General features: G+C 30.6%; 18 protein-coding genes. 17 read left to right on the top strand and 1 reads right to left on the bottom strand.

Annotation, left to right across the window (positions count from 1 at the left end):
* The first annotated feature begins 152 nt into the window (after window positions 1-152).
* The 15 genes from rsmH (at window position 153) to secA (ending at window position 20,239) form a co-directional block, all read left to right on the top strand.
* Window positions 153-1,109, top strand: a complete 957-nt coding sequence (gene rsmH / locus GN161_RS01050; protein WP_159714746.1) for a 16S rRNA (cytosine(1402)-N(4))-methyltransferase RsmH — start codon at window positions 153-155, stop codon at window positions 1,107-1,109.
* Window positions 1,110-1,111: 2 nt separating this feature from the next.
* Entirely contained in the window at window positions 1,112-1,429 is a 318-nt protein-coding gene (gene ftsL, locus GN161_RS01045) for a cell division protein FtsL (protein WP_159714744.1), read from the top strand.
* 72 nt (window positions 1,430-1,501) lie between these two features.
* Complete coding sequence (gene ftsI / locus GN161_RS01040) at window positions 1,502-3,196, top strand: peptidoglycan glycosyltransferase FtsI (protein ID WP_159714742.1); 1,695 nt, start codon at window positions 1,502-1,504, stop codon at window positions 3,194-3,196.
* Between the two features lie 33 nt (window positions 3,197-3,229).
* Complete coding sequence (gene murE / locus GN161_RS01035) at window positions 3,230-4,735, top strand: UDP-N-acetylmuramoyl-L-alanyl-D-glutamate--2,6-diaminopimelate ligase (protein ID WP_159714740.1); 1,506 nt, start codon at window positions 3,230-3,232, stop codon at window positions 4,733-4,735.
* The gene (gene murF, locus GN161_RS01030; protein WP_159714738.1) at window positions 4,732-6,087 is read left to right on the top strand and encodes a UDP-N-acetylmuramoyl-tripeptide--D-alanyl-D-alanine ligase; all 1,356 of its coding nucleotides are present in this window, start codon (window positions 4,732-4,734) and stop codon (window positions 6,085-6,087) included. The genes murE and murF overlap by 4 nt, the downstream gene beginning before the upstream one ends.
* 2 nt (window positions 6,088-6,089) lie before the next feature.
* The gene (mraY, locus tag GN161_RS01025) at window positions 6,090-7,175 is read left to right on the top strand and encodes a phospho-N-acetylmuramoyl-pentapeptide-transferase (protein WP_159714736.1); all 1,086 of its coding nucleotides are present in this window, start codon (window positions 6,090-6,092) and stop codon (window positions 7,173-7,175) included.
* A 7-nt stretch (window positions 7,176-7,182) separates the two neighbouring features.
* Window positions 7,183-8,505: a UDP-N-acetylmuramoyl-L-alanine--D-glutamate ligase gene (gene murD / locus GN161_RS01020; protein WP_159714734.1), complete on the top strand. Its 1,323-nt coding sequence runs from the start codon at window positions 7,183-7,185 to the stop codon at window positions 8,503-8,505.
* Window positions 8,505-9,695 carry a cell division protein FtsW gene (ftsW, locus tag GN161_RS01015; RefSeq protein WP_159714732.1) on the top strand — a complete coding sequence of 397 codons (1,191 nt, stop codon included), beginning with the start codon at window positions 8,505-8,507 and terminating at the stop codon, window positions 9,693-9,695. Before murD ends, ftsW begins: the two co-directional genes overlap by 1 nt.
* Window positions 9,696-9,697: 2 nt before the next feature.
* The gene (murG, locus tag GN161_RS01010; RefSeq protein ID WP_159714730.1) at window positions 9,698-10,765 is read left to right on the top strand and encodes an undecaprenyldiphospho-muramoylpentapeptide beta-N-acetylglucosaminyltransferase; all 1,068 of its coding nucleotides are present in this window, start codon (window positions 9,698-9,700) and stop codon (window positions 10,763-10,765) included.
* Window positions 10,766-10,870: 105 nt separating this feature from the next.
* Window positions 10,871-12,280, top strand: coding sequence for a UDP-N-acetylmuramate--L-alanine ligase (gene murC / locus GN161_RS01005; RefSeq protein ID WP_236840109.1), 1,410 nt, complete (start codon window positions 10,871-10,873; stop codon window positions 12,278-12,280).
* 158 nt (window positions 12,281-12,438) lie between these two features.
* Window positions 12,439-13,209 carry a cell division protein FtsQ/DivIB gene (locus GN161_RS01000; protein ID WP_159714726.1) on the top strand — a complete coding sequence of 257 codons (771 nt, stop codon included), beginning with the start codon at window positions 12,439-12,441 and terminating at the stop codon, window positions 13,207-13,209.
* 25 nt (window positions 13,210-13,234) lie between these two features.
* A complete protein-coding gene (gene ftsA / locus GN161_RS00995; RefSeq protein WP_159714724.1) occupies window positions 13,235-14,491 on the top strand; it encodes a cell division protein FtsA in 1,257 nt (418 codons plus the stop codon).
* Window positions 14,492-14,570: 79 nt separating this feature from the next.
* Complete coding sequence (gene ftsZ, locus GN161_RS00990) at window positions 14,571-15,734, top strand: cell division protein FtsZ (RefSeq protein ID WP_159714722.1); 1,164 nt, start codon at window positions 14,571-14,573, stop codon at window positions 15,732-15,734.
* A gap of 98 nt (window positions 15,735-15,832) precedes the next feature.
* Entirely contained in the window at window positions 15,833-16,732 is a 900-nt protein-coding gene (lpxC, locus tag GN161_RS00985) for a UDP-3-O-acyl-N-acetylglucosamine deacetylase (protein WP_159714720.1), read from the top strand.
* A gap of 780 nt (window positions 16,733-17,512) precedes the next feature.
* Window positions 17,513-20,239 (top strand): preprotein translocase subunit SecA, encoded by a 2,727-nt coding sequence (gene secA / locus GN161_RS00980; RefSeq protein ID WP_159714718.1) that lies wholly within the window; start codon window positions 17,513-17,515, stop codon window positions 20,237-20,239.
* A gap of 440 nt (window positions 20,240-20,679) precedes the next feature.
* Here the strand turns inward: secA and coaE are convergent, their stop codons facing one another.
* The gene (gene coaE / locus GN161_RS00975; protein WP_159714716.1) at window positions 20,680-21,297 is read right to left on the bottom strand and encodes a dephospho-CoA kinase; all 618 of its coding nucleotides are present in this window, start codon (window positions 21,295-21,297) and stop codon (window positions 20,680-20,682) included.
* A gap of 585 nt (window positions 21,298-21,882) precedes the next feature.
* Here coaE and dksA point away from each other — a divergent pair.
* Both dksA and folK read left to right on the top strand, forming a co-directional pair.
* Window positions 21,883-22,347: an RNA polymerase-binding protein DksA gene (dksA, locus tag GN161_RS00970; protein WP_159714713.1), complete on the top strand. Its 465-nt coding sequence runs from the start codon at window positions 21,883-21,885 to the stop codon at window positions 22,345-22,347.
* A gap of 266 nt (window positions 22,348-22,613) precedes the next feature.
* Window positions 22,614-23,105, top strand: coding sequence for a 2-amino-4-hydroxy-6-hydroxymethyldihydropteridine diphosphokinase (folK, locus tag GN161_RS00965; RefSeq protein ID WP_159714710.1), 492 nt, complete (start codon window positions 22,614-22,616; stop codon window positions 23,103-23,105).
* The last annotated feature ends 654 nt before the right edge of the window (window positions 23,106-23,759 follow it).

Here is a 23,759-nt window from a genome sequence, read left to right as displayed (position 1 = left end):
AAAATATATTTCAAATTTTGAATATTTCTACAGTCGCTGAATATAATAAAAGATGGAAATATTATATGTTTAATAGTTTTTTTATTATTAACTGTTGCGATTTTCTTCAATGCACGTATGTGGCTGCTCTATGTTTTGGTTGTTATATATATATGTTTTATACTAATTGTAATCATATTAGCGTATTGCTAGACGAAGCAATACAAGCATTAAACATTAATTCAACGGGTGTATATATTGATGGAACGTTTGGTGTGGGGGGTCATTCTAAGTTAATTTTATCTAGATTAGCTAAACAAGGTCGTTTATTGGCGATTGATAGAGATTGGATATCTGTAAAAATTGGAGAATTTATTGCTAAACAAGATAGTAGATTTACTATGATACATAATGTATTTTCTAAAATGAATAAGTATGTTGAAAATATGGGGTTGATTGGAGCAGTAGATGGTATTTTATTAGATTTAGGTATGAGTACATTGCAGCTAAATGATTATAGCAGAGGGTTTTCATTTATGCGAGATGGGCTATTGGATATGCGTATGGATGTTAGTAGTGGACAATCTGCTTCCGAATGGTTATCAAAGGCATCTCTGGAAAATATTGCTTGGGTTTTAAAAACTTTTGGGGAAGAACGATTTTCTAAAAATATTGCTAAGGCTATAGTAGCTGAAAGACGATACAAACCTTTTACTAGTGCGATTGCTTTATCCAAATTAATTTGTGATACTATTCCATATCGCAATATGCACAAGCATCCTGCAACTAAGAGTTTTTTAGCAATTAGAATGTATATTAATGACGAATTAAAAGAAATAATACGAGTATTAAACGATGCATTAGTCATGTTGTCTCCAAAAGGGAGACTAGTGGTAATTAGTTTTAATTCTTTAGAAGATAGATTGGTAAAATATTTCATTCGTGAACACAGTTGTGTTGTGTCTGTGCCATCTAAGCTGCCTTTAACAAACTATCAAATATTTAGTAAGTATAAAAATGAGTGTCAATTAAAAAATATGGGGAAGTTGACACCTTCAAAGCAAGAAATTAAAAGAAATGTGCGTGCTCGTAGTGCGATATTGCGTTACGCTGAAAAATTAATTCTTTGAGTATGATGGCGAATAAACAGTATAATCTTATTAGTATTATTTACGATGATTTACGTATTTACGGTAAGTGGCAATTGCTTTTATTTTTGTTAGTATTAACTTCAGCAATGTTGGTTATTTTAGTTACTTATCAAACCAGATCTATGATTATGGTTCGTGAAAAGCTTTTATTGGAAAAAAATGTTTTGGATGCTGAATGGAGTAGTTTAATACTTTCAGAAAAAATGTTATCTCATTATAGTCGAATTGAACGTGTCGCTATAGATAAGTTACAAATGCGTTATGTGGATTTGATGCAAGATAATAAGCTCCATGAATGATAAATACATATGATAGATAAAAAATATTATTCAATGTTGTATATCATTGTGTAATGATATAACCTGTGCTATATGAAGTTTAAATTTTATAATTGTAAAATAAATTTACATAAAGGACGTTTCGATTTATTGTATAGCTGTGTTTTTTTTATATTGATTATTTTGCTGCTAAGATTAGCTTATTTACAAATTGTTTGTTCTGATCAGTTGATCAGTGCAGGCGATATGCGTTCACTGCGTGTACAGAGCACTCCGCCTATTCGTGGTGTTATTACTGATAGAATGGGTCAGATATTGGCAATTAGTATACCATCCGATTCTGTTTGGATTGATCCTGAGGAAATTAACAAGTGTGGTGGGATCGTTACTGATATATGTCGTTGGATGAAATTAACTGAATTATTATCTATATCATCAGCTAAATTATCTTATTTCATGAGTCCTAAGACCATAGGACATTTTTTTTATTTAGCAAGGAAAGTTGATCCTTCTGTTTCTAAATATATTAGTCAACTTAAGTTACCGGGAGTATATTTGCGAAAAGAATCAAAAAGATATTATCCTTCTGGATACTCCACTGCTCATTTGGTAGGAATAACAAATATAGATAACCAAGGTATCGAAGGGATAGAAAAAAGTTTTGATGCTCGGTTAACTGGTCAACCTGAAAAAAGAGCAGTACGAAAAGATAGATTTGGTCGAGTAGTTGAAGAGATGACTTTGAAACACGGTCAATCTTCTCAAAATATTATTTTAAGTATTGACGAGCGTCTACAACATGTAGCATATCGGGAATTAAATCATGCTATACATGTAAATAAAGCAGAATCTGGTAGTATAGTGTTAATAGATATTAACACTGGTGAAATTTTGGCTATGGCAAATAGTCCATCATATGATCCAAATAATTTTTTATCTATTGTTGATAAATCTACTATGCGTAATCGTGCTATCACTGATGCATTTGAACCTGGTTCTACAGTGAAACCTATTGTAATTATGGCTGCGTTAAAATGTAATATAATAAAAACAGATAGTGTTATTGATACATCGACTTATATGATTAATGGTCACCAAATTAAGGATGTATTACATCGTAGTAAATTGACTATTAAAGAGATATTACAAAAATCCAGTAATGTTGGTGTTTCTAAATTAGCATTGTCCATGCCTGCAGCGGTTTTAGTTAATGCGTATTCGAATTTTGGAATGGGTCAAGCAACAAATATAGGTTTAGTGGGAGAAAGTAGTGGTATATATCCTTATAATAGATGTTGGTCAGACATAGAACGTGCTACGTTTTCTTATGGATATGGTTTGATGATTACTCCATTACAATTAGCTAAAGTTTATGCTACTATCGGCGGCATGGGAATATCTAGACCACTTTCTATCATACGGGTTGATCCTGATTCGGTATTAGGAAAACAAATTTTTCCAAGATCGTTAGTGCGTGCTGTTTTGGATATGATGGAAAATGTATCATTATCAAGTGGTAGATGTCAATCGGCGCTTAAAGGATATCGGGTTGCAGTAAAAACTGGTACTGTGAAAAAAGTTGGTTTACATGGAAAATATATTAATAAATATATTGCGTGTACTGCTGGAGTAGCTCCAGCGAGCAATCCTCGGTTTGCTTTGGCAGTAGTAATAAATGATCCTAAAAATGGTCATTATTACGGAAGTATGGTATCCACTCCAGTGTTTAGTGCAGTTATGGGGAATACATTAAAGATAATGAATGTGGCACCGGATTTTTTAAAGTAATTTAAGAAACAAAATTTTTTTATAATATATTATATGTGTTATTTATATAATTTATATGAATTAATTGCATCGCGTGTTTCTAGTGATCCTGCAGGCCTTGCATTAACGGGGGTACAATTAGATAGTCGCAATGTTGCATTTGGAAATTTATTTATAGCAGTCAAAGGTTATCAAACCGATGGGAGATTGTATATTGATCATGCGATTAAAAAGGGAGCTGTAGCGATTTTATCGGAACCTTGGAATAATATAAAAGTATCTGAAAAATATGGTTATCATTCACATACAATACCTGTAATTTACATTAATCATTTATCGCGATATATATCTGGTATAGCAGGTAGTTTTTATAATCATCCATCACGTTTTTTGAATTTAATAGGTGTTACTGGTACTAACGGAAAAACTACTATAACATATTTATTAGCTCATTGGATGCAATTATTGGGAGAAAAAAGTGCCGTCATGGGTACTTTAGGCAATGGAATGTTGGGTAATATATGTTTATCTCATAATACAACATGTTCTGCTGTTGATATTCAAAAAACATTAGCTCAATTTGTTCGAAATAAAATTATGTTTGTTGCTATAGAGGTGTCATCGCATGGATTAGAGCAATATCGTGTAGATGCTTTGTATTTTAAAGTTGCTATATTTACTAATTTAAGTCATGATCATTTAGATTATCACGGAAATATTACGCAATATTCAATGTCTAAATGGCGATTATTTGATGAATTACATGTAGAAAAATATGTAATTAATGCTGATGACCGTATCGGTTGTCAATGGTTATATTATTTGCCCCAAGCGGTAGCAGTGACGATAACGGAAAATTTACCGTGTTTTTGGAAAGGTAAATGGATATGTGCAGTTAAGATTAATTATCACGTGTATGGTATGGATATCATTTTTAATTCAACCTGGGGAGGTGGAGTAATTCATAGTCAATTGTTGGGATCATTTAATGTAAGTAATTTATTATTAGCTTTGGGTGCGTTGTTAGTATTAGGATATCCTTTGTCATTATTAGTGCATACATCACCTCAATTACAACCGGTAGTTGGTAGAATGGAGGTGTTCCGCTCTTATGGATATCCTATGGTTGTAGTAGATTATGCACATACTCCTGATGCGTTAGAGAAAGTACTGATTTCAATCCGACGATATTGTTGCGGGCAATTGTGGTGTGTTTTTGGTTGTGGAGGTGATAGAGATTCAAGTAAACGGCCTTTAATGGGTTATATAGCACAGCGATATGCTGATTATGTAATTATTACTAATGATAATCCGCGCACTGAAGAACCACAATTGATCATAAATGACATTATGTATGGTATCACATATTCAAAAAATATTATTAGAATTATTAAGAATCGTTATTTTGCAATACAGACTGCTATTCTCAAGGCATGTTCAAAGGATGTGATTTTAGTTGCCGGAAAAGGTCACGAAAGATATCAAATTGTCGGAAATAATTGTGTGTATCATTCTGATCAAGATATAGTAAAAAAGTTATTAAAGAATAATATATCATGATTCCATTTAGTCTTCATGAAATAGCGCCAATTTTAAATGCTAAACATATTGGGGTGGATGTGGTTATTCATGCAATTAGTATTAATTCAAATATTATTTATACTCAATGTATGTTTATAGCATTAGTAGGCAAACGTTTTGATGGTCATAATTTTATAATTCAAGCGGTTGCTTCTGGTGTTCAAGCGTTATTAGTAAGTCGTCATGTGTTATTAGATATTCCTCAACTAATAGTTCCTGATACTCATTGTGCTTTAATAACTTTAGCGTGTTGGGTGCGTAGACAAATATCAGCCAAGGTTATTGCTATAACTGGATCGAGTGGTAAAACATCGGTAAAAGAAATGACCGCATCTATATTAATGGGCTGTGGACATGTAATGGCGACGCAAGGTAACTTTAATAATACAATAGGAGTACCAATTACTTTATTGCGTTTAACGAAACAAAACAATTTTGCGATTGTTGAACTAGGATCGAGTCGTCCTGGAGAAATTGCTCAATTGAGTAGGATAGTTGCTGCTGACGTAGCTTTAGTAAATAATATTTTTCCATCACATTTATCGGGTTTTGGATCATTAGCTAACATAGGAATAGAGAAAGGAAAAGTTTTTTCTGGATTAGATGTAAACGGAAAAGGTATTATAAATGCTGATAGTCATGCTTTATCTTTATGGCGTAAAACATTGCACGGGAAATCGACATGGTTTTTTTCTTTATGTACTTGTGTAGGTGTAGATTTCTTTGCAAGCAATATTGTTGTGAAAAAGCATGGAACACAGTTTATTTTGCACAGTCCATATGGGACTGCTTCGGTGTTTTTATCAATGTTAGGAAGACATAATATAGCTAATGCTTTAGCTGCTAGCGCTCTTGCTCTATCTGTAGGAGCGGATTTGTCAGCAGTGGTTTTTGGATTAGAAAGTATAAAAATGTTACCTGGCAGATTGTTTCCAATTATTTTAGGAAAAGGCAAGTTATTATTAGATGATACTTATAATTCAAATGTTGGATCTATGATATCTGCTATCCAGGTATTAACTACAATGCCTGGTTATCGTTTGTTGGTAGTTAGTGACATGCTAGAATTAGGGAGACATAAAACGATAAAATATCATTGTTATATTGGTAAATTCATTGCAACTACAAATATTAATAAAATTATTACTGTAGGTAGTGTTAGTTATTTTATTTCTAAAATGTGTGGGAGGGGAGAACATTTTAGCAGTAAAAATGATTTAATTATTTATATCAAACAGATATTGTTTCTTCATGAATCAATTAGTATATTGGTAAAAGGATCACGTGGTTGTAAAATGGAGCAAATAATAAATGCTATTCAGGATGGGTAAAAATGTTACTGTGGTTCACAGAGCATGTATTAGTATTGTGTTCATCTAGATTTAACATTGTATATTATTTAACTTTTAGGTTTATTGTTAGTTTGTTATCGGCATTGTTGATTTCTTTGACGCTAGGATACCATATAATTAAATGGTTTCGTAATTTTTGTTTTTTTCAAATAGTGCGTTGTGATGGACCAAAAACGCATACTCAAAAGCGAGGTACGCCTACTATGGGTGGGATTGCGATACTTCTATCTATCATTATATCGATAATGATGTGGGCTGACTTATCTAATTCATACGTATGGTATGTATCATTTATTTTAATAACATATGGAATATTAGGTTTAATCGATGATTTTTTAAAAATAAAAAGGCAAAATTCTACAGGTTTGAGTGCATTACATAAATATTTTTGGCAATCATTAATTGCTTTAACATTGATCATCATTATTTTTGTTTCAGATAGTAGCGTTGCGTCTACACAATTAGTATTACCATTCTTTAAAAATTTTATGCCACAATTAGGTATTTGGTATATTGTGCTGGCATATTTTGTAGTTGTTGGTACAAGTAATTCAGTGAATTTATCTGATGGACTGGATGGATTAGCCATTGTGCCTGTAATATTCATTACAGCCGGATTAGCTATAGTTTCATGGATAGCTAATGATATCCACTTTTCTGATTATTTGCATATTCCTTATTTGTATCTTTCAGGAGAATTAACAATTGTATGTGCTGCTATCATTGGAGCTAGTCTTGGTTTTTTATGGTTTAACGCTTATCCAGCTCAAATATTTATGGGTGATGTTGGTTCTTTATCACTTGGAGGTGCACTTGGGGTGATTGCGGTGTTATTGCATCAAGAATGTTTATTGTTGATTATGGGGGCTATTTTTGTTATAGAAACTTTATCTGTAGTCTTACAAATAAGTTATTTTAAGTTATTTGGAGAACGTGTATTGAAAATGGCACCTATTCATCATCATTTCGAATTAAAAGGTTGTCCAGAGCCTAAAATTGTAGTGCGATTTTGGATCGTATCATTGATATTAGTGTTTTTTGGATTAATTACTTTAAAAATGCGGTAATGAAAATATGAGTAATTACCAAGGATCACAAGTTGTAATTATAGGTTTGGGGATTACAGGTTTATCTTGTGTTAATTTTTTTTTAGCGCGTGGTGTAATACCAAAAGTGATAGATGTTCGTCTGTGTCCTCCAGAAATAAACAAGTTACCAAATTTCGTCCAGTGTTATTTAGGTGCATTCAATGATACATGGTTGTTGCATGCTACGTTGATTGTAGTTAGTCCTGGCGTACGGTTAGATCATCCAATTTTAGTTGAAGCTTTAAAATTAGGAGTAGAGATTATTGGTGATATTGAATTATTTGTTCGCGAGGTAACTGCACCGATAATAGCTATTACTGGATCGAATGGGAAAAGTACAGTAACTCAATTAGTTTCTAGTATGGCTAAGAATGTTGGTTGGCGTGTCGGTGTTGCAGGTAATATAGGAATACCTGCTCTTTCCTTATTAAATCAATCATATCAATTATATGTGTTGGAAATATCAAGTTTTCAATTAGATACAACTTATAGTTTACGTGCATTAGCAGCTGTAATTTTAAATATTAGCGAAGATCATATGGATCGTTATCCTGGTGGATTAAAACAATATTGTCTTTCTAAGCAAAGGATTTATAAAAATGCTAAAATTTGTGTGATGAATGTTTTAGATCCTTTAACAGTACCTATTTTTAAGAATTATGATTATTGTGTGAGTTTCGGTGCGACTGACAGTTCTGCAGATTATCATCTGAAATATTATAAAGGACATTGCTGGATAGTTGCATACAACGAGTATGTGCTTAATTGTTCTACGATGAAAACTAATAGTCGTGTTAACTATATAAATGCATTATCTGCTTTAGCATTATCGGATATTATCAATATTCCTCGTTCTGTTGCTGTAAAAGTATTGTGTCAATTTTCTGGATTAATGCATCGTTGTCAATTAATTTATGAAAATCGTGGAGTGAGTTGGATTAATGATTCTAAAGCTACTAATGTTGGTGCTACTAAGGAAGCTATTAATAATTTAATGTTATCTGGTACATTGCATTTAATGTTAGGAGGTGATGGGAAATTAGCTGATTTTTCTTCGTTAAAACATTTGATTAAACAACATGAAATACATCTTTATTGTTTTGGAAAAGATGGATTGTTATTGACAGAATTAGGGTATAGTAATGTTATTTTTACAAATACAATGACGCAAGCAATGCGTATTGTCAGTCGTCGTATAAAAAAAAGGGATATAGTGTTGTTATCTCCTGCTTGTTCTAGTTTGGATCAATTTAAATCTTTTGAAATGCGTGGATTTACATTTGCTTATTTTTCGCGAGAGCTTGGATAATGAGGTGCTTAAAAATAAAAATTATTAATCAATTATTAAAATTATATAAAGAAAGGTCGTTAAATGTCAATGTTTTATATGATCGTATATTTTTTTGGTTGTTGTTGGGATTAATTGGTATTGGTTTTATTATTATTAGTTCGGGATCTATTCCTGTTGGAATACGATTAGCACACGATCCATTTTATTTTATAAAACGTGTAATTATTTATTATAGCATAACATTTATATTATCTATAATGATTTTGAGAATACCTATAATAGTTTGGAAGAATTGTGCCGTTATTATGTTGTTGTGTAGTTGTGTAATGTTAATGTTTGCATTAATTTTTAATACTTCTACTAATGGAGCATCACGTTGGATAACGTGGGGTTCATTATGTATTCAGCCTGCAGAATTATCAAAGTTATCTTTTATTTGTTATCTTTCTAATTATTTGGTGCGTAAATCGAAAGAAGTACGTACTAATTTTTGGGGTATATGTAAACCTATAATAATAATGATGTTGTTAGCTGTGTTATTATTGGCACAACCTGATTTTGGTAGTATTATTATTCTTTTTATTACTACTTTATCTATATTATTTCTGTTTGGTGCTAAATTATGGCAATTGATATTAATTTTTATGTTTAATATGTTGTTGATTGCTCTGTCAATAATAACTCGACCTTATCGTATACAACGTATACTTACTTTTTTAGATCCATGGAAAGATCCATTTGGTAACGGCTATCAATTAACTCAATCATTAATGGCTTTTGGTCGCGGGAAATGTTTTGGAGAAGGATTGGGAAATTCTGTGCTAAAATTAGAATATTTACCTGAAGCTCATACTGATTTTATTTTTTCTATTATTGCGGAAGAGTTGGGATATTTTGGATCAATTTTAGTATTATTGATGTTGTTTTTAATTGTATTTCGTGCCATAACTATTGGTTATCGTGCTTTGAATTCTAATCATAGATTTTCTGGTATTTTAGCTTGTGCTATTAGTATTTGGTTTGGATCGCAAATATTCATTAATGTAGGAACTGTCAGCGGAATATTACCCACAAAAGGGTTGACGTTACCATTTATTAGTTACGGAGGGTCTAGTTTTTTAATTACAATTATAGCAAGTGTATTGTTGTTGAGAATAGATTTTGAAACACGTTTATCTCAAAATCAAGCTTTTTTAAAGCGTACTTAAAAATGAATAAAAAAAAAAGAATTATGATCGTGGCAGGTGGTAGTGGGGGGCATGTATTTCCAGGATTATCGGTAGCCCATTATTTAATTAGTAATGGATATCAAGTTATTTGGTTAGGTACTTCAGATCGTATTGAAGCCAAGTTAGTTCCTAAATATGGTATTGATATTGATTTTATCCGTGTTAAAAGATGGTATGGTGAAAAATTATATATTAAGTGTATTATGCCATTATTTACTTTTTTGGCAGTATGTCAGGCACGAAAAATTATAAAATATTGGAAACCTGATATAGTATTAGGTATGGGTGGGTATGTTTCTGGGCCTAGTGGTTTAGCAGCGTGGACATGTGGTATTCCATTAATAATACATGAACAAAATAGAATTATTGGTTTAACTAATCGGTATTTATCAATTTTTGCTGTAAAAGTATTGCAAGGATTTCCCAGCACATTTCCTAATGCTAAAATGGTAGGTAATCCAATACGACGAACAATATTAGCTGTTCCAAGTCCATTCAAAAGATGGCAGGGTCGTGTTGGCCCTATTAGAGTTTTGGTGATTGGGGGTAGTCAAGGGGCGCATATATTAAATAAAATCATCCCAAATATGGCTGAAAAATTGTCTAATAGATTGATTATATGGCATCAAGTTGGAGAACAGGATTTTAAAAAAGTAATATGGGCTTATCAAAAAATAAAGCAAAATGATCATAGGATTGTAAAATTTATTGATGATATAGCCCAGGCATATGCTTGGGCAGATGTATTGATATCTCGCGCTGGAGCATTAACAGTAAGCGAAGTGTCTATTGTAGGTTTGCCAGCAATATTTGTACCGTTTATACATCATAGAGATCGTCAACAATATTGGAATGCAGTACCATTGGTGCAAGTAGGAGCGGCAAAAATTATTGAGCAACAAAACTTTACAAGTGATTCTGTTAGTACAGTCTTAGAATCTTGGGATAGAAAAACATTGTGTAATATGGCTCAACGTGCTAGAAGCATAGCTATACCTAATGCAACTCAACAAGTTTCTCAAACAATAATTGAATATTTAAACAAATAAATATATGTAATAATATAGTTTTTAGTGTATATATAAGAATATTGAAAGTATTTTGAATAAATATATCAAATGTTCTGTTTGTCTAAAACGAAAGATAATGCGTTAATGATGAGTAATATCAGCCAAATACATTTTGTTGGTATAGGTGGCGCTGGTATGTGCGGTATTGCAGAGATATTATTATATGAAGGTTATTGTATTACTGGTTCTGACATTGTAGATAATAATATGACACGCCACTTACTTGCTTTGGGAGTGAAAATTTATTTTGGTCATAAATCTAGCAACATAGATAAATCCAACGTTGTTGTCGTATCTAGCGCTATTACTGCAAGTAATCCTGAAATATTAGCTGCTAAACAAGCTCGGGTCCCTGTGGTTAAACGTGCAGAAATGTTATTTGAATTAATGAGATTTAGATATGGAATAGCTATTTCTGGAACTCATGGGAAAACTACTACTACAACAATGATAGCTAATATTTATATTGAGGCAGGGCTAGATCCAACGTTTATAAACGGAGGTATGTTAAAATCAGAAGGTGTGCACGCTCGTCTTGGACATAGTAGTTATTTAATTGCAGAAGTAGATGAAAGTGATGGTTCATTTTTGCATTTGCATCCTATAGTAGAAGTAATTACCAATATTGATACTGATCATATAAATGCGTATCAAGGAGGTTTTAAGGGCCTTAAAAAAGCGTTTATTAGTTTTTTACATAATATACCCTTTTATGGTTATGCTGTGGTGTGTATTGACGATCCAATAATTTGTGAGATTCTACCTAAAATTAACAGAAAAATCATCACTTATGGTTTTAATAAAAGTGCTGATCTACATATTGTTAATTACCATCAATATATAGAAAAAAGTAGTTTTACTGTGTTACGATCAAATAAAAAAAAACTACAAGTAAATTTAAATGCTCCTGGTTATCACAATGCACTCAATGCTGCAGCTGCTATTGCTGTTGCGACTGAGGAAGGAATTAGTGATAAAAGCATTCTTAAAGCTATGTTAGATTTTCAGGGAACACATCGCCGTTTTGAAAATTTAGGTCATTATTCTTTAAGTAAAATAAATGGTCAATTAGGAAAAATTATGTTAATAGATGATTACGGGCATCATCCTGCTGAGTTAGATGTTACTATTGAAACAATCCGCACCGGATGGCCTGATAGACGGTTAATAATGGTATTTCAACCTCATCGGTATACACGTATAAAAGAGTTGTATCATGGTTTTGTTAATGTACTGTCTAATGTTGATATTCTTTTAATATTAGATGTTTATTCCGCTGGTGAAACATTTATTTTAGGTGCAGATAGTCAATCTTTATGTTGTGCGATTCGTGAATATGGTAAGATTAACCCAATATTTATATCGGATATGCAAATACTATCAGGAACTTTAACACGATTCTTAAGAAATAACGATTTGCTGTTAATTCAAGGCGCTGGTACAATAGGAGAGGTGGTGCGTAAATTGATCATTAGAAATAATGACTATATATAAATAATAATAATTTTTAGTTATACAAAGTAATAAAAATATAAATATGGTAGTATAATAATGAGTTTTTGTGAAAATAAAAATATGCAACAAGGAGTGGGTTACTAATATATTTCGATTAGAGTCGAATACGCGGTCGTAATCACGTGATTGTTAGACATATGTTAAAATCAGGATATACATTCTATCATCAAATATTAGATTGGATGTTAATATTAGTTGTTGTAATTGGTGTTGTTTGGAGTGTTCTTACAATAAGAGACTGGGTTTGTAAATTTTGTTGTTTTCCTATGTCTTATATGATACTCACTGGAGAGCGTCATTACACTACTAAAGCTGATATTAATAAGCTGATAGTAGAATTAGGTGTATTAGGAACATTTATAACACAGGACGTTAATGTTATTCAAAAAAAAATTGAATGTTTACCATGGATTCAGCAAGTTAGTGTTAGAAAACAATGGCCGGATACGTTAAAAATTAATATAGTAGAGTATATACCTTTAGCGTATTGGAATGATTTACAAACGATGAGTACTACTGGAATTATATTTAGCATACCTAAAGAATACCAAGATAATAACACAAAATTAATGCCATCTTTATATGGGCCAGAAGGCAGTGAACATATTGTATTAGCGAATTATTATGTATTTAATGAGATATTAAAATCTATTAACTTTCCAATAAAATCGGTAAAAATGGATAGGCGTTATTCATGGCAACTGGTTTTTCAAAATAATGTTCATCTAAAATTAGGTAGAAATAATATAATCGAACGATTATATTATTTTATTAAAATTTATCCTATTCTTCTTCATACAATTAATGATAATAATAAATGTATTGAGTATATAGATTTACGTTATCGTTCAGGGTTTGCTGTAAGATGGATCTCTAACTCAATCGTTGCTGTGCTTTGTAATAAATAAAAAATTAATAAAGGCCATCATAAGCATGATTAAAGGTTCAGATAAAAAATTACTAGTGGGATTAGAAATTGGAACATCCAAAGTTGCTACGATGGTAGGTGAAGTTTTGCCTGATGGAATAGTAAATATCATTGGATTAGGACATTGTTCGTCACGGGGTATGGATAAAGGTGGAGTAAATAATTTGGAGTCAGTAATAAAATGCGTACAATATTCCGTTAATCAAGCAGAATTAATGGCAGGCTGTCAAATCGCTTCCGTTTACCTTTCTCTGTCTGGAAAACATATTAGTTGTAAAAATGAAATAGGTATGGTACCTATTTCAGAAGAAGAGGTGACGCAATCAGATGTAGATAATGTAGTACATATAGCTAAATCAGTTAGAGTGCGTGATGAACATCGCATATTGCATGTTATTCCACAAGATTATGCTATTGATTATCAAGAAGGTATAAAAAATCCAGTGGGGTTATCTGGGGTTAGAATGCAAGCTAAAGTGCATTTAATTACTTGTCATAATGATATGGCTAAGAATATTGTTAAAGCGGTAGAACGATGTGGATTGCAGGTAGATCAATTAATATTTTCTGGATTAGCTTCAAGTTACGCTGTTTTAACAGAAGATGAACGTGATTTGGGTGTCTGTGTTGTAGATCTTGGTGGTGGTACGATGGATATAGCAATATATACTGCTGGGGCTTTACGTTACACCAAGGTTATTCCGTATGCTGGAAATGTAGTCACTAGTGATATTGCTTATGCCTTTGGAACGCCATTATCAGATGCAGAAATAATTAAGGTACGTTATGGTTGTGCTTTAGCATCCCTAATTAGTACAGGAGAAAATATAGAAGTTCCAAGCGTCGGAGGGAGACCCCCTCGTATTTTACAACGTCATATGTTGGCAGAAATTATCGAACCTCGATACATTGAGTTAATGATGTTGGTCAATGAAGAAATATTACAACTACAGTCGCGACTTCATCAATTGAATATCAAGCATCATCTTGCAGCAGGTATTGTGTTGACCGGGGGAGCCTCTCTTATAGATGGATTATCGACTTGTGCACAAAAAGTATTTCATACACAAGTGCGTATTGCGTCTTCTATAAATACAAACGGGATAATGGCTGATATAAAAAAGCCACAATATTCTACTGTTATTGGATTATTACATTATGGGAAAGAATCTCATTTGAACAATGACATAGATATAGAAAAAGGGATAACAATCAAAGGTTGGATAAAAAAAGTGAACAATTGGTTAAAAAAAGAATTTTAAAATATTTCATAGGTATAAAAATATGTTTAATCCGTTTAAAAAATAATTTTTTAAACAATTAAGGAACATGGAGAAAATAATGTTTGAACCAATGGAGTTAACTAGTGATGCAGTAATCAAAGTGGTTGGTATTGGTGGGGGTGGCAGTAATGCGGTTGAGCATATGTTGCGTGAACATATTGAAGGTGTAGATTTTTTTGCTGTTAATACTGACGCTCAAGCTTTAAGAAAAATGACGGTAGGTCAAACTATTCAAATTGGTAGTGCTGTTACTAAAGGGCTGGGAGCGGGTGCGAATCCGGAAATTGGTCGTAACGCCGCAGAAGAAGATCGTGACGTATTAAAAGCTACTATAGAAGGTGCAGATATGGTATTTATTGCCGTAGGAATGGGTGGAGGCACTGGAACCGGTGCTGCTCCGATAATAGCGGAAGTGGCCAAAGATTTAGGAATTTTGACTGTAGCTGTAGTCACTAAGCCTTTTAATTTTGAAGGAAAAAAACGCATGACTTTTGCTGAACAAGGAATTTCTGAATTGTCTAAATATGTAGATTCATTAATAACAATTCCAAACGATAAATTATTAAAAGTTTTAGGACGTGGTGTATCATTATTAGATGCTTTCAGTGCTGCTAATGATGTGTTAAAAGGTGCAGTACAAGGTATTGCTGAATTAATTACTCGACCGGGCTTAATGAATGTAGATTTTGCAGATGTACGTACAGTGATGTCGGAAATGGGATATGCTATGATGGGATCTGGAATAGGATGTGGTGACGATAGAGCAGAAGAAGCATCGGAATTAGCGATTGCTAGTCCTTTATTAGAAGATATTGATTTATCCGGTGCTCGTGGTGTTTTAGTGAATATTACTTCTGGTTTAGATTTACGATTGGATGAATTTGAAACTGTAGGAAATACTATACGTTCTTTTGCTTCTGATAATGCAACAGTAGTTATTGGAACCGCTTTAGATCCAGATATAAATAATGAGTTACGTGTTACTGTAGTAGCAACAGGAATAGGTATTGATAAACGTTCGGATGTTGTTGTATCTAATACTAAAGAAGAAAAAAAGATAATGAGAGATAATCATTATCATCATTCTCCCCAAAGAGTATCTACTTTTTTTAAGGAATCAAGACATACACCACCCACCAAGGTAGATCATCAAAATACAACTCTTGATAAAGATATAGATTATTTAGATATTCCTGCTTTTTTGAGGAAGCAATCAGATTAAATTGAAAATAATTTAAGTGGGTAATTTATTGCAGAATGTAATATATGTAATTTACCAATAAAATGAATAACACGAATGGTTTTGTATGAGATGATATAATGATAAAGCAACGAACATTAAAGCGCGTTGTACAAACTACTGGTGTAGGTTTACATACTGGTAAAAAAGTTACGTTAACTTTGCGTCCTACTTCTGCAAATACTGGGATCGTTTATCGTCGTACTGATTTACATCCCCCTGTAGATTTTCAGGTTAACGTTAAATCAGTAGGAAGTACTGTGTTATGCACATGTTTGATTAATAATGAATACGGTGGTGCTCAGATTTTTACTGTTGAACATTTAAGTGCCGCTCAGGCAGGATTGGGTATTGATAATATTATTATAGAACTTAATGCTCCTGAAGTGCCTATAATGGATGGTAGCGCTAGTCCATTTGTATATTTATTATTAGATGCTGGTATAGAAGAACTTAATAGTGCAAAAAAATTTCTTCGATTGAAACAAACTGTACGCGTTGAAGATGGAGAAAAATGGGCTGAGTTGAGACCATTTGATGGGTTTACAGTTGATTTTACTATTGATTTTAATCATCCAGCTATTAATGTTAATACACAACATTATTTTTTTAATTTTTCTTCAGCATCTTTTGTGCATAATATTAGTCGTGCACGTACTTTTGGTTTTATGCGTGATGTAAAAGATTTACAATCTCGTGGGTTTGCGTTAGGAGGAAGTTTTAATTCCGCGATCATCATTGATGATTATCGCGTACTTAATGAGGATGGTTTGCGTTTTGATGATGAATTTGTCCGTCATAAAATGCTTGATGCTATTGGTGATTTATTTATGTGTGGGCATAACCTTATTGGTTCTTTTATTGCTTTTAAATCTGGACATACTTTAAATAATAAATTATTAAAAACTGTTTTATCCTGTCAGGAAGCATGGGAAATCGCTACTTTTTCTAATGCATCTGATTTACCTGTAGTATTTTAAAATATTATCGTTTATTTGAGTATGTAACATAGTATATCATATAGATTTTAGTATCTAATTTTATACATTTACTAATGCAATATTATTATTATTGATGTAAAAAGTTTATATATATATATATATATATATAAATGATATTGTAGTTTATATATCTTTCTTATAATTTTTAATTGAAAGGAATGATACATATTTAGATATGTTGGTGATAAATAAGTATCGCATCTTATTTTATAGGTATTAGTAAGACACATATAACATTCAAGCGTATCATTTTTGTATATTATTTGAATTGTTTGATGATTGAGTAAATCTATATTATTGTGGTTATGGAAATTTTGTATATATGTAATACTTATTATGTGATTAGTTGAATTAAGGTTGTAGATGTGTTGTTCTTTTATTTATATTTAAAAAAATACTTTTGATATCATTAAATGAATATATATTCTTCGTGTGTGTATGCGCTGCGCGTCATTTTGAAAGTAGTAACTGGTTACTACTTTCAAAATTTTTAAATTTTTTTAAAGGTATTGTAACTTGATAATATTAACGATTGTTTAATAAATATTTCATTATATATCGAAGTATAAATATATATAATGAGTGTTATTTAACTTGTTAGTATTTATTTTATTAAATTGTGAAACGATATTAATTTTTAATTATTATTATTAACGTTATCTTAGTACATATATGATTGCATGTATTATATGTAGGGATATATACGATGATCGCATTTTTTAAATAATATATTATTATTATAATGAGATATGAATTGTTATGATAACACCATTTAAATTGTTTACTAAAATTTTTAGAAATAGAAACGAGCGTGTGTTGCATCGTATGAAAAAAGTGGTGGATATTATAAATCATATGGAAAAAGATATAGAGCAGCTGAATAATAGTCAGCTTTCTTCTAAAACTAATGAGTTTCGTATATCTATTCAATCAGGAGCCAATCTTGAAGAGCTATTACCACAAGCATTTGCTGTGGTGCGTGAAGCTATTAAGAGGATATTTAATATACGTCTTTTTGATGTCCAATTATTGGGAGGAATAGTTCTTAACAATCGTTGTATTGCAGAAATGAAAACTGGAGAAGGAAAAACGTTAACTGCTACTTTACCTGCTTATCTGAATGCATTAAATGGTCAGGGAGTACATATTGTTACAGTTAATAATTATTTAGCACATAGAGACGCGATAAATAATAGACCTTTATTTGAATTTTTAGGGTTAACTGTTGGCATTAATTTACCGGGACTGTCAGCGGCTATGAAACGTGCTGCATACGCAGCGGATATTACCTATGGAACAAACAATGAATATGGTTTTGATTATTTACGCGATAATATGGTTTTTGTTCCAGAAGAGCGAGTACAACGAGGATTGTATTATGCATTAGTGGATGAGGTAGATTCAATTTTAATCGATGAAGCTCGTACTCCATTGGTTATTTCTGGGCTATCAGATGATACTTCTTTGTTATATTTAAAAATTAATGAATTAGTAGCTAGTATAATTCAACAAAATATCAACAGTATGAATAATTTGAAACGAGAAGAATATTTTACAGTTGATGAAAAATCTAGACAAGTGGTACTAACTGAAAATGGGTTAGTGTTAATAGAACAACTATTAATTAAATCTGGAATTATGAGTCAAGGTGAATCCTTATATTCATCAGACAATATTATATTAATGCATCATGTTAATGCAGCACTTCGTGCGCATATTTTATTTGCATGTGAAGTGGACTATCTTGTTAAAAATGGGGAAATACTTATTATTGATGAGCATACAGGACGTGTTATGCCTGGTCGTCGATGGTCAGATGGGTTGCATCAAGCAATAGAAGCTAAAGAACATGTAACAATTCACAATGAAAATCAAACATTAGCTTCAATTACATTTCAAAATTATTTCCGTTTATATAAAAAATTGTCTGGTATGACGGGTACAGCTAATACTGAGGCGTTTGAATTTCAATCTATCTATAAATTAAATACTATCGTTATACCGACTAATTGTCCCATGATTCGTAATGATTTTCCGGATGTGATTTACATGACGGAACAGGAAAAAATTGGTGCTATTATTAGTGACATTAAAGATTGCGTGAAACGTGGTCAGCCAGTTCTGGTAGGAACAATATCAATTGATAAATCTGAGATTATTTCTCGTGCTTTAAGTCAGATTGGAATTATTCATAAAGTTTTAAATGCTAAATTTCATGCAGTAGAAGCAGATATTATAGCACAAGCAGGATATCCTGGTGCGGTAACTATTGCTACAAATATGGCTGGTCGTGGCACTGATATTATGTTAGGAGGAAATTGGCGTGCAGATATTGCTGCTTTGAGTAAAACAACAAGTGCATGTAAAATTTTAAAAATTAAATCTGATTGGAAAAAGCGTCATGATACAGTGTTAAAATCTGGAGGGTTACATGTTATTGGTACTGAGCGGCATGAATCTCGTCGTATTGACAATCAATTGCGTGGTCGATCTGGCCGACAAGGAGATGTAGGTTCATCTAGATTTTATTTATCAATGGAAGATTCATTAATACGTATTTTTGCTTCTAATAGATTAGTAAACATGATGAAAAAATTAGGCATGAAATCAGGAGAATCAATTGAACATCCATGGATTACTAAAGCTATTGCTCATGCTCAAAAAAAAGTGGAAAACCGTAATTTTGATATTAGAAAGCAGTTATTAGAATATGATGATGTAGCTAATGATCAGCGTTGTGTTATTTATGCGCAACGCGATAAGTTGTTAAATATGTCAGATATTAGTGATGTTATAGGCAATATTCGTTGCGACGTGGTTGATAAGTTGTTTGATATTTATATACCTCTGCAGATTATAGAAGATAAAAGAGATCTTTTAAAGTTAGAAAAATGTTTGAAAAATGATTTTTGTTTGGAATTATCTCTTGTAAAGTGGATAAAATCAGATCCTAAGTTATATGAAGAAAAAGAAATATTACGTCAGCGTGTATTAGATAATATGGTGCAACAGTATGAATATACAAAAAAAATAATCGGAGTGAATATTATGTGTTCTTTTGAAAAAGGAATTATGTTAAAGACGTTCGATGTATTATGGAAAGAGCACTTAGCATCAATGGATTATTTGCGTCAAGGAATTCATTTAAGAGGGTATGCACAAAAAGATCCTAAGCAGGAATATAAAAGAGAATCATTTGCTATGTTTACTAAAATGTTAGACCATTTAAAATATGAAGTAATAAGTGAAATTAGTAAATTAGCAGTAGAATTATTGCGTAAAAAAGAATCTTTTTTAGATAAAAATAATGAGTGTAATGATATCCAATCTATAGATGCACGAGCAATTGATAAAAAGTTATTATCAATAGATTATTTTTTACATAAATATACATTAACTGAGAATAAAATAGTAGGTCGTAATGATTCCTGTCCTTGTGGATCTAATAAAAAATTTAAAGAATGTCATGGTAAAATTGCATATTAATGCCCTTAATGCATATTAAATATATGATACCAATTTTAATTGGTGATATATAAGTGATACGGTTTATAATTTTTGTTTAAAATATCATGTTTGATTGTTAGTCCGTGAATAATGAGTATTGTCAAATGTAAGTTTTAATAAAAATTTGTTTTATATTGAATATGTTGTGATTGTATTAGATTACATGATATCATTTAATGATAGTGGTTTTCGTTGTCTTTTTTGATGAAAGAATAATTCTGTTGGGTTTGGTATTAGTTTTAATTTTTAATAAAAATAAAAATTTTTATTATAATGTGATCAGAATGTTGATAAAACTAAAGATGGGATAAAATAATTTATATAAATTACTGTGTTGTTATAGTAGTAACTAAATTTAGAATCATATAATGCACAGGTATATTGTTATCAGTTTTATTTATTTTATGAGAATAGTATGTTTAGCTATTATTAGTTTTTATCTTAAGGTAATATTGATGTAATGCAGAAATATATTGCGTAATTTCATCGAGATTTTTGTTATTTTCAATAACGTCATCAGCAAAGTCAAATCTATTTTGACGGGATACTTGTGATAACAAAATTTTTTTAGCATACTGTTTACTGATTTTGTCTCTATTGATAATTCGAGTTAATTGGATATCAATGTGTGCATCTATCACTAATATATGGTTTGCATGTTTTTGTAAGTTATTTTCTATTAATAAAGGAGTAACCCATAAAATATATGATGACTGATTAGATAGTGTGTTTATTGTTTTTTGTGTTTCTATTCTGATAATTGGATGTAATAATTTTTCAAGCCATTCTTTATCTTTAGGATTGGAAAAAATTATCTTTCTTAGCATGGATCGATTTAATGATCCATTAGGGAATAGTATGCAGGATCCAAAGTATTTAACTATTGTATGTAAAGCAATAGTTCCGGGTTGTGTCACTTTTCTAGAAATTATATCTGCGTCTACTACAGATATTTTTTTTGATAAATTAGCGAATTTTTTGGCAATAACACTTTTTCCAGAACAAATGCCGCCGGTGAGCGCAATAATATAAGACATAGTTTATTTTATTATTAAATAAAAATTTTAATATTTTAAAAGTATATTTTTCTGAAAATTATAAAATTAACATCAAAAGTTTTTAGCACAAAGTGTACGTAAAAAATATAGGATATTAATGCCTATTTTATAGGGAAGGTATAGTATATTTATAAATATTTGAATAATATTATTTATATAATTTTAATATTTTTAAAAAATCAAAAAATAATGATGTTATTGTGTATAGTTAAATGTTTTATAATTGATTATAATTATTTATCAAAATAATCTATATTTAATAGAACAAAAGAACTATTGTGAGTTTTTCATTATAAATAAAGGTAACAATTACATTTACTTATATGTGTATTGTATAACTTATGCCGTGATTTTATGCTCATTTATGTTGATAGATTAGGTACTAATTGGTAACAATGAATATTTATGCTTATCTGTGTAATATTATATTTGTTGAAATAGGATAAATATTTCAAAAATTAGAATTATGTTCATTATATATTTATAATGTTAATGATTCTGTATAATTAAATGTTATAAACTATTGATATAAGTTGATGTTAACATCACAACAGGAGCAAACATATGTCAAAAAATGCACCGAGTCGTCGTAAACGTTCTTCTTTGAATGTATTAACAATTGCTGGAGTAACGCCATATCAAAGAAAATCTAATGAGGAATATATGAGTGTTGATCAACTTTTACATTTTAAATGTATTCTTGAAACATGGAAAAATCAACTTAAAAAAGATGTAGAATATTCTATATTATGCACACAAGATCAAGCATCTATTAATTTTCCAGATCCAGTGGATAGGGCGGTGCAAGAGGAAGAATTTAATATTAAATTACGTAATCGTGATAGAGAACATAAACTTATTGAAAAAATAGAAAAAACCTTAAAAAAAATAGATATGAATGAATTTGGATTTTGTACTTCATGTGGTGTAGAAATTGGTATTCGAAGGTTAGAAGCTCGTCCGACAGCTAATTTATGTATCGATTGCAAAACTTTAGAAGAAATTAAAGAAAAACAAACAACCGGATAGATTTTCATAGTGAAAATTAATTTTTAGATATGCTTATTTACATAATATATAAATAAATATTAAATAAATCAGGTTTTAATGTTGTATATATATATTTTAGTTGTGAAAGTTATTGCAATGTTGATTATTGTGCATTCTGCTATATGCAGGAAAGTTTTATTTATAAAAAATATTTATGTAATTTTTAACTCGATGATTCTTTAAAGGTGTCATGAAAATGCAAAGATTGATGATTTTATGATTAATTAATTGGGATATATAGCAGAATGGAACGGGTGTGGATAGGCATTGGTAGCAATATGTTAGATCCAAAAAAACAAGTAGATCAATCTATATGGTGTCTTTCTGCACTTCCGATGACTAAGTTGATAGCTTTTTCTTCTTATTATCGTAGTCGACCGTTAGGAAAAAAAAATCAACCTGATTTTTTGAATGCAATAGTAATACTGGATACGGATCTATCTCCCCAAGTATTGTTAAATTATCTTCAGTATATTGAAAAAAAACAAGGACGTATACGTTTACGTGATGATTGTGTATGGCAGTCTCGTACATTAGACTTAGATATTTTATTATTTGGAAAACATATTATATGTATTCCCGAATTAATAATTCCACATCATGGTATTTTTAATCGAGAATTTGTAATTTATCCTTTAATTGAATTAAATGATCGTTTAGTTTTTCCCAACGGTAAAATTATAACAGATATCGTTAGAACTGTACCGAGGAATGGTTTAGATCTTTGGAAGTCATAATAAGTATTATTTAGAATATAGTGTTTTGTGTATAGAGTTGTATGTATTTTATTTAAAAAAATAATCGGGTATAATATATATATTGAATTAAATTAAATGAGTTTTAGGAAAGTGACATTGACATACGTATTTTGTTGATATAATTACTTGATATTTGATGAATAATAAATTTTTATTGTTGATGGTTTTATCATTATATATTTTAAATTATATTAAAAAATATGTTGTGATTATTGACAAATCTATAGGAATTTTCGTAGTTTTTAGAAATTTCAGTAGTTTTAGAAAATTTGGTATTCTTTTTTATGAAATAGCGAGTAAAAATTTATAATTAATCATAAATAATCTATTGTGTATAGATGAGAGAAAGTAGTTATTATAAATAAAGATATTTAATCTTTTGCATATAAATATAGTGTATATATATAATTATATTACAATTTTTATTCTTTTTAGGATGTTTATTTGTTATTTAATAATATGTATTTGTTATACTTTATAAGTTAATTAGGTTTTTTTATTTAAAAAAAACACTTTATAATTATAAAAGTGTATAATGTTTAGGTATATGCATTATATTTATAATATAAGTCAATACTATTGTTAGATAAATGTATTGAATAATAAAAATATATATTTTTATTATTAAGGTTA

This window comes from Blochmannia endosymbiont of Camponotus nipponensis (genome assembly GCF_009827135.1).
Lineage (GTDB): Bacteria > Pseudomonadota > Gammaproteobacteria > Enterobacterales > Enterobacteriaceae > Blochmanniella.
The sequence above is the reverse complement of the archived record's forward strand: the minus strand, read 5'-3'. Positions and strand labels throughout refer to the sequence as shown.

Excerpts from the sequence above, each read along its gene's own strand:
- ftsL (WP_159714744.1), top strand. The coding sequence starts at position 1,112 with ATGATGGCGAATAAACAGTATAATCTTATTAGTATTATTTACGATGAT.
- folK (WP_159714710.1), top strand. The coding sequence starts at position 22,614 with ATGGAACGGGTGTGGATAGGCATTGGTAGCAATATGTTAGATCCAAAA.
- dksA (WP_159714713.1), top strand. The coding sequence starts at position 21,883 with ATGTCAAAAAATGCACCGAGTCGTCGTAAACGTTCTTCTTTGAATGTA.
- mraY (WP_159714736.1), top strand. The coding sequence starts at position 6,090 with ATGTTACTGTGGTTCACAGAGCATGTATTAGTATTGTGTTCATCTAGA.
- ftsA (WP_159714724.1), top strand. The coding sequence starts at position 13,235 with ATGATTAAAGGTTCAGATAAAAAATTACTAGTGGGATTAGAAATTGGA.
- murE (WP_159714740.1), top strand. The coding sequence starts at position 3,230 with ATGTGTTATTTATATAATTTATATGAATTAATTGCATCGCGTGTTTCT.
- ftsZ (WP_159714722.1), top strand. The coding sequence starts at position 14,571 with ATGTTTGAACCAATGGAGTTAACTAGTGATGCAGTAATCAAAGTGGTT.
- murD (WP_159714734.1), top strand. The coding sequence starts at position 7,183 with ATGAGTAATTACCAAGGATCACAAGTTGTAATTATAGGTTTGGGGATT.
- murC (WP_236840109.1), top strand. The coding sequence starts at position 10,871 with ATGATGAGTAATATCAGCCAAATACATTTTGTTGGTATAGGTGGCGCT.
- ftsW (WP_159714732.1), top strand. The coding sequence starts at position 8,505 with ATGAGGTGCTTAAAAATAAAAATTATTAATCAATTATTAAAATTATAT.
- GN161_RS01000 (WP_159714726.1), top strand. The coding sequence starts at position 12,439 with ATGTTAAAATCAGGATATACATTCTATCATCAAATATTAGATTGGATG.
- coaE (WP_159714716.1), bottom strand. The coding sequence starts at position 21,297 with ATGTCTTATATTATTGCGCTCACCGGCGGCATTTGTTCTGGAAAAAGT.
- lpxC (WP_159714720.1), top strand. The coding sequence starts at position 15,833 with ATGATAAAGCAACGAACATTAAAGCGCGTTGTACAAACTACTGGTGTA.
- ftsI (WP_159714742.1), top strand. The coding sequence starts at position 1,502 with ATGAAGTTTAAATTTTATAATTGTAAAATAAATTTACATAAAGGACGT.
- rsmH (WP_159714746.1), top strand. The coding sequence starts at position 153 with ATGTTTTATACTAATTGTAATCATATTAGCGTATTGCTAGACGAAGCA.
- secA (WP_159714718.1), top strand. The coding sequence starts at position 17,513 with ATGATAACACCATTTAAATTGTTTACTAAAATTTTTAGAAATAGAAAC.
- murF (WP_159714738.1), top strand. The coding sequence starts at position 4,732 with ATGATTCCATTTAGTCTTCATGAAATAGCGCCAATTTTAAATGCTAAA.
- murG (WP_159714730.1), top strand. The coding sequence starts at position 9,698 with ATGAATAAAAAAAAAAGAATTATGATCGTGGCAGGTGGTAGTGGGGGG.